This is a genomic window from Aeromonas sp. 2MA4 (assembly GCF_029237305.1).
GTDB classification, from domain to species: Bacteria; Pseudomonadota; Gammaproteobacteria; order Enterobacterales; family Aeromonadaceae; genus Aeromonas; species Aeromonas salmonicida.
Map to the genome: position 1 here is coordinate 88,735 of NZ_JAACFY010000019.1, position 8,759 is coordinate 97,493.

Consider the following 8,759-nt stretch of genomic DNA (forward strand, 5'->3'; position numbering starts at 1 on the left):
TGAGCATGAACGAACCCATCAACAACCTGCAGGGTATCCAGCTACCCCAGCACTACCTGGTCAGCCACCATGCCATCAATATGGCAGGCGCTGCCGAGCAACTAGCCCGCGTCGAGTGGCACGTTGCCAAGCCGCTGGCCAAGACTTACCTGCACCGCTACCCGGCCAACCCGAAAACCGCCAATGTCTGGCTGCGCCGCATCGTTGACGTGTGCGAAGCTGCGGCGGCCCGCTTCCCGATCCCGGTGGTCGACCTGCGCAACGACATGCGCCGCGAGCTGGTCGCCGCCGAGTGGGCCCGCCGCTGCCAGCAACTGCTGAACACCGGCGCCAACGAGCGCACCGCCACCGAACTGCTGGCTGACCTTGGCTCTCAGGCACAGGCGTGGCACTTCTGCCCCACCTTGCCGGTTCACCCCCGCACCCGCGCCGAACGCCTGCTGGAAAGACCACTGACCGACGCAGAGCGGGACAATCTGGCCCCTGCCGTGGACAAGTTCGAGGGCGATGCCGCCAGCCTGCTGGTTCGCTTGCTCGATGAGTCCTGGTGGCTGCGCAAGATTAATCGCGCCTGGGCCATCTATTGCGAGCTGATCGCCATCCTCACCGGGCAGGTGCGCAAGGGGGTCAGCCCCTACGCCAGCGCCCACGCAGTGCGCGAGTTCACCCAGCGCAAAGCGGCCCAGCGGGCATGGATGGAGAGCATGAGCGCCGTCAATGAGGAGTTGGGGCAAGAGATCGATCTGACTGACGCCATCATGGCATCCGTGGCCAACCCCGAGATCCGCCGTCATGAGCTGATGGTGCGCATGCGCGGCTTTGAAGACATGGCACAGGAACAGGGCAAGCTGGGCCTGTTCCTGACCTTGACCGCCCCATCCAGCTATCACGCTTGGCGGGTGGGCAAACAAGACAAGGCCAAGACCTACCAGAACGAAGACTTCAACAACGCGACCCCGACCGAAACCAACCGCCTGCTGTGCAAACAGTGGGCCCGCTTTCGTGCCGCGCTGGCGCGGGAAAAGGTCGGGGCCTTTGGCTTTCGGGTTGTGGAGCCGCATCACGACGCCACCCCGCACTGGCACTGCCTGCTGTTCATCAACCCGGAACATCAGCACGTCTTTCTGACCCTGCTGGCCTTCCACTTCACCGCGGCCGAACGGGACGAGCTGAAAATGCCCAACGGTGCCGAGCTGAACGCGTTGGCCCAGTCGCGCATCCGTAACAAGTTGCCGCACATCAAGAGCCTGCTCGACATCACTGACAAGGAGACCATCAAGGCCATCAACCCCAGGGTGAACTGGAAAGAGATCGACCCGACCAAGGGTAGCGCCACCGGCTACATCGCCAAATATATCGCCAAGAACATCGACGGCCATGCCGTGGGGATGGATTACGAGGCCGAGGCCCCCGTTGACCACACCACCATCGCCGTGGCCGCTTGGGCCAGCTGCTGGCGCATCCGCCAGTTTCAGCAGATCGGCGGCCCTGCCGTGAGTGTGTGGCGCGAACTGCGCCGCCTGGGTGACGACGTGATCGAATGGGACTGTGTGCTGGAACTAGCCCGCCACGCGGCCAGAAACGCCCGCTGGGGCGACTTCATCAACGCCATGGGCGGCATAGATGCCCCTCGCAAAGAGCACCTGATCCGCCTCTCCAAGCGCATGGACGAAGCCGCCAACAAATACGGCGAGGACGTGATCAAGCTGCTGGGGGTGATCTCTGACGTGGGGCAGACCACCGCCACCACCCGCACAGAAGGCTGGCAGATAGTGCGCAAGGGGGCAGCGGTGCAGGGTTTGGGCGAGCAGCGCGAGCATGCAGTGGGCGAGCGCAGCGAGTTGCCTTTGAGCAGCGGCAGCTGCGCCCCTTGGAGTTCTTTCAATAACTGTACGGAAGGATCCAAATCAGGGGGTAAAGGATCCACTCTGGCTAAAGAGTTGATCCGTATGGGTCTTGATGCGAGCAACGCCGCCCTGCTGCAACACGGCAGCATCATCAATGCCGGCGGCCAGTACGTGCGCCTGGTCAGCGATCGGCTGATTGTGACCCGTCACTGGCCTGGTGCTGGCGATGCGGTCGCCAATCAGCTGACCGCCGAGGTCGAGGCAGAACTGGCCAACCGCCGCGCCGCCAGCAGCGCCGAGCTGAAAGAGCAGGCTCGAGAGCTGATCCACACCAGCGGCAGCGTCACCGACTGGCTGGCCGCCATGCCGCTGGCGCAGGCCGAAGAGGCGATCGCCATCTTCACCCGCCTGCTGGATGACGAAGAAGACCGGGGCCGCTACCAGCCCACCGAACAGGAGCAAGCCCGCGTCGCGAGCATGCAAGCCGACAACGAACGCCATCAGGCGGAGATTGCCAAGGCGCGGGCGCGCCTTGGCATTAACTGAGGAAATCACGATGACCGGAGCTTTGAAATTGCCCTCCCATGAGATTGAAGAGCAGTCGGTGGCCACCGCCGTGAAAACGGCTGGCAAGCCGGTGCTGGACGCCTGCTGTGGTAGCCGGATGATGTGGTTCGATAAACAGAATTCGCTCGCCATCTTTGCCGACAAGCGCCACGAGACGTTGACTGTCACGGACAGAACGCACCGGGAGGACGGCACCCGCACCCTGCGCATCGAGCCTGATTGCCTGATGGATTTCCGCAACATGCCGTTTGCTGATGGTGCATTCAAGCTGGTCGCCTTCGATCCGCCGCACCTTGAACGTGCTGGCCCCAAAAGCTGGCTGGCTGCCAAGTACGGCAAGCTGTCTGGCGATTGGCGCTCAGACCTTCGCGCTGGCTTTGCCGAGTGCTTCCGGGTGCTGGAGCCCGAGGGCGTCCTGGTGTTCAAGTGGAACGAGGTGCAAGTAAAGGTCAGCGAGGTGCTGGCGCTGACTCCGCATAAACCGCTGTTCGGCCAGGTATCTGGGCGATCCGGCATGACTCATTGGCTGGTATTCATGAAACCAGGGTTGGAAGAAGTGGTAGGGGGCGAGGCATGAGCCTATTTCAATGTGAGCACTGCGGTTGCTGCGAGAACACCGCGCTATCCAGCCAGGGATTCGTCAATGGAATGGAGCGTTTTTATGACTGGTCGTATGCACCAGAACGAAAAGGATTGAGGCTGTGTAGCGCATGCGGCCCGACCAACTTCGCATCTGGCAAGCCAACTGAATACGGAAAGTGGCATGGTCGCTTCCCCAGAACGTTCCTGCCAATGGGTATGTTTCACACCAACCGCGTCGGCAACTTGGCTCACAACGAGACCGGCAACGAGAATTTTCGAGAGTTTGAGATAGCCAAAAAAGTGGAGGGCCACAGCGCATGACTGACTCCATCACTCGCGCCGACGTCGATCGCTTGCAGCCGCATTGCCTGCGGCTCTGGCCCATCATCCAGCAGCACCCGCCGGGATCGGCGGGTCGCACGGCCGTCACCCACGAACTCAATGGCCTGCCGGCCGCCGATCGCCACATCTGCGATCTGTTGCTCGACCGGATGGAACGGGTAATCAGCTTCAAGGATGCCTGGTTCCCCTTCTACCTGGGCGAGGTCGACACCCTGACCCCGCCGGTGAAGGCCAAGCGGGTGCTGCCAACCGGCCCCACCGCCAAGCAGGTATGGAAGGACACCCGGGCGCGGCAAGGTGCGTTTGCCAGAGGGATCACAAGATGAGCAAACCAAAGGACTCGAAAACCAGAAAGCAGGCGCAGCGATCAAGAGACGCTGCGCTCGGTATCCAGCGGGTTGAGGTGCGGCTCTCCATCCGAGAACGCGAACAACTGGAAACCCTGCGCAGTGCTCGCGCCGGATCCGGTGAACCCTACAGCGCCGACGAGTACATCAGTACCCTGCTGCGCCGCGACTGGGAACGCTGGCAGAAGCAACAAGCAGAGCTGGCCGCGCAGACCTGCCCAAACTGTGAATGTGCTCTGCCTGCTGGATGCGGCGGTGCATTCAAAGGGCAGTCCGAGTGCTGGCACACCCAGGGCGACAAGACGATCGCCCTGTAAGGAGGCAACATGCAACAGATGCAACAAGTTGAGCCAGCCGTCGGCGGGCGCTACCGGGTGATCCGTCCCGCCGAGTCGGTCGAAGACATCGACGGAAGCCTAGTCCACTTCGAACAGGTCGAATTCGTGGCCGAGGTGCTGAAAAAGCCGGAGAAAGTCATCGCTTTTGACGGGTATAAAAAGGAAGTCGAGCCCCTGCCGGAACACCTGAAAGCACCCGAATGGTTGCTGATCCGAAAACTCCGCACCGGCAGAACGCAGTGGTTACACCGAGAAACCTGTCAGCTGGTGCCATTACCTTAAAAATCGCTCGTTGTGTCCGGTCACAAAACCCAAAACGTGACCGGACACATCGCAGCGATTACCATGTCGGCACAACCAAGCGAGGTACCCAATGAGTTTTAACCTGTGTGACCTGCCGCCAGAAGAAAAGGCCCTGATCGAAGTCGACAAAGCCGCAGCCTATGCAGTGTGGAAGGAACGCAACGGCAAGCTGGCCACGGCAGAGCTGGACAGTTCAGCTTTCTCTGGCCATCAGCTTGAGGTGTTCACCAAAGCCCTGGCTAAGTACCGGACAAAGCCATAACCACCGATTGCCAATCAGTTTAAAGCCCCTCATGCAGGGGCTTTTTAATATTATTCGAATATGCTTTTAATATTTGAAAAGCCGAATGACAAACCCGCCCACACTTTTAAATAACCATGCCGACCTTTAAATAACCGGCCCAATCATTAAACAACTGCACCACTTTTAAAATAACTGCACCATCATCAAAAAAGTCATGATGAAACATGCTAGCGCACCAAGCCTTTAAATCTGTAAAGGATGTTTAAAGGGGGTTTAAATGGCGTTTAAAGATTGGCGCTCAAACATCGACCAACACCAGCTACAGAAAGGGCTTTGCTCAATCCACTAGCGTCTAGCGATCAATTCACTAGCTTATTTCATTTAAATTGGCGTGTAACCTAGACATATTTGTCTAGTAGCGCGAGCTGATTTTTTCGTATAGCTTAATAAAAAATAACAGGTAAGTGTTATTGGTGAGAAAGATGTTTGACTTGCAATAATCAACCTGTCTATGATGCGGCAAAAGTTGAAAGTGAAAACAAAAATCCGGTCATGCGGGAGGGCCTTATTTTGTCTGTTAAAAATATAAGTGTGTCAGCGATAGACTTTGACCGCCCCAGACCACACCGACAGCAGCCAATCAATTTCAGCATCGCTCATGCTGAGAAATATCGCCCGCTGGTCATGCCTGGATTCCGACAGCGAAAGCCAAGCCGGTGCTGGCAGCATCTGCTGAACACTGATCCCAAGGTGCAGGCACAGCAGAACGGCGTCTTCCAGGTTGATGAATCCGCCATGCTCATCATCAACCCAGCGCGACACCGTGCTGGGATTGACCCCAATCAAACGGGCCGCATCTGAGTATGAGAGGTGGGAGTTGTCGAGCAGCGTCCGCAGTCTGGCCTTGGAATCAAGGAGGTACTGCCGAGCGATCACTGGTAACGGTCTTTTTCGCTTCATCCTGGGCTGTCTCCAACGTACTGGACCGCCCGCGCTCTGGTTTTTATATGAACTACACCTGTCAGAAGTGACAGTAAAAAACACTCATTTATGCAAAAGCTAGTCGGTGATCGCTGAGATATGCAACGAAGTCCTGAATAAAATGGACTGGCCAAACCAGTGAGCAACGATAAGCCACAGGGTAAAATCAACAGGGAGCCAAAACCATGCAAGTACCAGAAGTTGATGTCGTTCTTGAAGACATACATTTCGTGTCTGGGATGATTACTGAGTCCATATCCCCTGACCACCATGGCCGCCTTGAGTCCATCATCAAGACCCTGACATGGGCAGGGACCAAGGCATACACGGAGCAGACGAAACCACATCTTGCACACACAGTTACCAACTGATCCTGTGCATAACTTGAACAACGGGGGCCACTGGCTCCCGTTGCTTTTTACGTGGGCCGAAACTGAAAGGATCTGACGGAAAGTGAAGGATCGCAAAAAGGATCTGGTGGGTCGCGCGCGCCCAGTGCTGGCGCGGGGAGCAGCCACCCGGCCACAGTCTTTCACCCGCATGATTTCCCACACATGAAGCGCGCAGGCGAGGCGGGGTCCCGATTGCGCGCCAGCGGTGCTGGCAGGGGGCGGCAGGCTGCGCCAGTCGCTCCGGGTGCTCGCCTAAGGATCCGCGAGGGTGCGAGGGTGACCCGCATCAGTGATGCAGCAGCGGGCCGCTGATGCGCTCAGGTAAAGGGCAAAAGAAAACCCCGCCAGGTGGCGGGGTGGTCGGGATGCGCCGGCCAGGTCAGCGCAGCTGATCGCCCTGGCTGGCCGGTTCGGTACCGGCGGCAAGCTTGTACGGATTGAACCTGATGATCTCCTCCCCTGCCCAGTCGTTCATCGCCAGCAGGCTGGCCTTGATGCTGTCGATCTCGTTGACGTCGAACACCTGGGCGGCCTCAGTCACATTGCCAAACCCGCCTGTGCTGTTCGGCATCACCCCCATCAGCTGGGGCGGTACCCGGTGGGTAGCCAGCTGGTCATCGCGGCTCACGTTCTTGATGGAAAGGAAATCATCCTTGGCCGCCACCTCGGCCACCGGGATCAGCTGCACCCCGTCTTTCTTCCCACCGGGGGTATAGAGCAGTAGGTTACGGAAGTTGCCGGGCCCCTTGCTCTGGCGCAGCGCCTCCTTGAGCTTGGCGATGTCTCCCTCGTTCTGCACCGCGTCAGTGATGTGCATGATGAAACCGGCATGGCTGCCGTTCTCATAGTACCGGCGACGAAACAGGGTGGCCGACTCGTTCAGCAAGGTCGAATTCAATCCGCCCACATAGTCAGGGATGCCGTAGATCTCCTGGTTGATATCGCTCTCCATCACATGGCCCACCCGCCCGGCGGGCAGCTCCTGCTCCTGCCCTGGCTGGGCAATCCACCAATAGGTGGCCATATCCAGCCCGCGCCGGGTGTACTTGGCACGCAGATGGTCATAGCGCAGCACCCCACCGATCCGGTTCTGCACCGCCTGCAGGTAGCCGTTGCCAAAAATCAGATAGTCCAGCGCCAACCCGGTGAAGCCCGCCAGACTCAGTTTCGGATGAGGGATGAAGCACGAGCGCAAGATGTTCCGCTTAACCTGAATGGCAGAGGCATGATGCACACCGGCCCGATAGACCCGCGACAGCCCATTGAGGGAGAGCGGCGGCTCATACCAGCGGCCGTTGTGCATCGCTTCCAGGTAGTCGAACACCTCCCGCTGCGATAAGACCGGCACCGGCTCACCGAAGCTGAACGCCTCGATGGCCTCGCCTCCGGATGGCTGGGTCGCCGTCACCGGCAGCGTAGGGGTTGAAGAGGGGCGACGATTGCGACGTTTGCTCATTAGAAAAACTCCATAGAACCGGTATTGGTACCGTTGGCGCCTGCCAGCGGCTCATGTAACAGGGCCTGCATGGTTGCCCAGGCAATATCGGCGTGACTGGTCTCTTCTGACCGGCTGGCCTCAAAGGTCGGCATCTTGCCGGCGGTCACCCCCCGGCGGATGCTCATAAAGGCGGCGGCCAAATCATTCCAACCGCTGTCGAACTCAAGCCGCCCCTTGTCGATCACATCCATTGCCTTCATCACCATGCGGATCTTGATGCTCGGGTTGTACTGAATCTCGGTCACGGCGGGATAGAACTGGCGTACCAGCTGCAATACCCCCTCCCCGATCCCCGTCGAGTCGATGCCGATATAGGCCGCGTTGTAACGGATAGTCATCTGGCGGATGGCCTCTGCCTGGGCGGCAAAGTCCATCCCGCTCCAACGGTGGCGCTCAAGCACCCGGAACTTGCCACCGGGTACCGCCGGCGGGGCCAGAACGGCGCAGCCAGCGCTATCACCCTTGCCGCCCTTGGCTGGGTCATAGCCGATCCACACTGGCCGACTGCCGAGCGGGCGCAACGCAAACGGCTTGTAGTCTTCCCACAGCTCCCAGCTGTCAACCATGCAGCGCTGCAGGCTGGCGAGCGGGAACACGCTGGCCGTGTCGTCCATAAATTCGCACATCAGCAGGTTGCGATATTCATCCTCTGAATACTCTCCGCGCAGTTCGTCCAGGTCGAACAGGTCGCAGCCCCCGCGCACCGCATCCTCGACCGTGACAATCTGCCGCCACTGGCGATCGGCGCACAGCTTGCCGCCGGCCAGATTGGTGTGGCTCAGGTCAATTTCAACCCGGTCGGCTTTGGCCTTGCCCCGGTTGAAGTTGGCACCAGACCAGAACGCATAGGCAGGATGGGATAGGCTGGAAGGGGTGGAAATGTAGGTCTGGCGCCACTTCTTGTGCATCGCCATACCAGAGGCCACCTTGCGGAACTCAAGAAAGCCATGGATCCAGAAATACTCATCCATGTAGATGTTGCCGTGATAGCTCTGGGCGGTGCGGGCGTTGGTACCAAGAAAATACATGTGCGCCCCGTTCGGCAACACCATGGGGTCGCCTTTCAGCTCAACCCCCTCCTCCTTGGCAAACTGGATGATGTACTGCTTGAACACATGGGCCTGCGCCTTGCTGGCAGACAAGAAAATCTGATTACGCCCAGTCACCAGGGCATCAATGAACGCCTCGAAGGCAAAGAAGTAAGTGGCCCCAATCTGGCGCGACTTGAGCAGGTCGCGGATCCGGTGCAGCTTGCCCGCCTCGTACCAGGTGCGTTGATAGCCAAACATGGTCGACTCGAACCGCTCGATTAACCGCT

At 59.0% G+C, this 8,759-nt stretch carries 10 protein-coding genes; 7 read left to right on the forward strand and 3 right to left on the reverse strand.

The window, feature by feature from the left end; genetic code table 11:
• Positions 1 to 5 precede the first annotated feature (5 nt).
• From GWQ31_RS17825 to GWQ31_RS17855, 7 genes are all read left to right on the forward strand, one after another.
• Complete coding sequence (locus GWQ31_RS17825) at positions 6 to 2,393, forward strand: replication endonuclease (RefSeq protein WP_275909933.1); 2,388 nt, start codon at positions 6 to 8, stop codon at positions 2,391 to 2,393.
• Positions 2,394 to 2,403: 10 nt separating this feature from the next.
• A complete protein-coding gene (locus GWQ31_RS17830) occupies positions 2,404 to 2,991 on the forward strand; it encodes a class I SAM-dependent methyltransferase (RefSeq protein ID WP_275909934.1) in 588 nt (195 codons plus the stop codon).
• Complete coding sequence (locus GWQ31_RS17835; RefSeq protein ID WP_275909935.1) at positions 2,988 to 3,317, forward strand: hypothetical protein; 330 nt, start codon at positions 2,988 to 2,990, stop codon at positions 3,315 to 3,317. Before GWQ31_RS17830 ends, GWQ31_RS17835 begins: the two co-directional genes overlap by 4 nt.
• On the forward strand, positions 3,314 to 3,664 hold the full coding sequence (locus GWQ31_RS17840) for a hypothetical protein (RefSeq protein WP_275909936.1): 351 nt from the start codon (positions 3,314 to 3,316) through the stop codon (positions 3,662 to 3,664). The genes GWQ31_RS17835 and GWQ31_RS17840 overlap by 4 nt, the downstream gene beginning before the upstream one ends.
• Positions 3,661 to 4,002: a hypothetical protein gene (locus tag GWQ31_RS17845; RefSeq protein ID WP_271774216.1), complete on the forward strand. Its 342-nt coding sequence runs from the start codon at positions 3,661 to 3,663 to the stop codon at positions 4,000 to 4,002. The genes GWQ31_RS17840 and GWQ31_RS17845 overlap by 4 nt, the downstream gene beginning before the upstream one ends.
• Positions 4,003 to 4,011: 9 nt before the next feature.
• Positions 4,012 to 4,305, forward strand: a complete 294-nt coding sequence (locus GWQ31_RS17850; RefSeq protein WP_275909937.1) for a hypothetical protein — start codon at positions 4,012 to 4,014, stop codon at positions 4,303 to 4,305.
• Between the two features lie 91 nt (positions 4,306 to 4,396).
• Positions 4,397 to 4,588 carry a DUF3283 family protein gene (locus tag GWQ31_RS17855; protein WP_125598664.1) on the forward strand — a complete coding sequence of 64 codons (192 nt, stop codon included), beginning with the start codon at positions 4,397 to 4,399 and terminating at the stop codon, positions 4,586 to 4,588.
• Positions 4,589 to 5,164: 576 nt separating this feature from the next.
• On the opposite strand, the gene GWQ31_RS17860 is transcribed toward GWQ31_RS17855, so the two are convergent.
• From GWQ31_RS17860 to GWQ31_RS17870, 3 genes are all read right to left on the reverse strand, one after another.
• Complete coding sequence (locus GWQ31_RS17860; protein WP_139804921.1) at positions 5,165 to 5,530, reverse strand: helix-turn-helix transcriptional regulator; 366 nt, start codon at positions 5,528 to 5,530, stop codon at positions 5,165 to 5,167.
• A gap of 792 nt (positions 5,531 to 6,322) precedes the next feature.
• Positions 6,323 to 7,399 carry a phage portal protein gene (locus GWQ31_RS17865; RefSeq protein WP_275909938.1) on the reverse strand — a complete coding sequence of 359 codons (1,077 nt, stop codon included), beginning with the start codon at positions 7,397 to 7,399 and terminating at the stop codon, positions 6,323 to 6,325.
• On the reverse strand, positions 7,399 to 8,759 hold a 1,361-nt coding region (locus GWQ31_RS17870), incomplete at its 5' end, for a terminase family protein (protein WP_275909939.1). The genes GWQ31_RS17865 and GWQ31_RS17870, both read right to left, overlap by 1 nt.

Excerpts from the sequence above, each read along its gene's own strand:
- GWQ31_RS17825 (WP_275909933.1), top strand. The coding sequence starts at position 6 with ATGAACGAACCCATCAACAACCTGCAGGGTATCCAGCTACCCCAGCAC.
- GWQ31_RS17830 (WP_275909934.1), top strand. The coding sequence starts at position 2,404 with ATGACCGGAGCTTTGAAATTGCCCTCCCATGAGATTGAAGAGCAGTCG.
- GWQ31_RS17835 (WP_275909935.1), top strand. The coding sequence starts at position 2,988 with ATGAGCCTATTTCAATGTGAGCACTGCGGTTGCTGCGAGAACACCGCG.
- GWQ31_RS17840 (WP_275909936.1), top strand. The coding sequence starts at position 3,314 with ATGACTGACTCCATCACTCGCGCCGACGTCGATCGCTTGCAGCCGCAT.
- GWQ31_RS17845 (WP_271774216.1), top strand. The coding sequence starts at position 3,661 with ATGAGCAAACCAAAGGACTCGAAAACCAGAAAGCAGGCGCAGCGATCA.
- GWQ31_RS17850 (WP_275909937.1), top strand. The coding sequence starts at position 4,012 with ATGCAACAGATGCAACAAGTTGAGCCAGCCGTCGGCGGGCGCTACCGG.
- GWQ31_RS17855 (WP_125598664.1), top strand. The coding sequence starts at position 4,397 with ATGAGTTTTAACCTGTGTGACCTGCCGCCAGAAGAAAAGGCCCTGATC.
- GWQ31_RS17860 (WP_139804921.1), bottom strand. The coding sequence starts at position 5,530 with ATGAAGCGAAAAAGACCGTTACCAGTGATCGCTCGGCAGTACCTCCTT.
- GWQ31_RS17865 (WP_275909938.1), bottom strand. The coding sequence starts at position 7,399 with ATGAGCAAACGTCGCAATCGTCGCCCCTCTTCAACCCCTACGCTGCCG.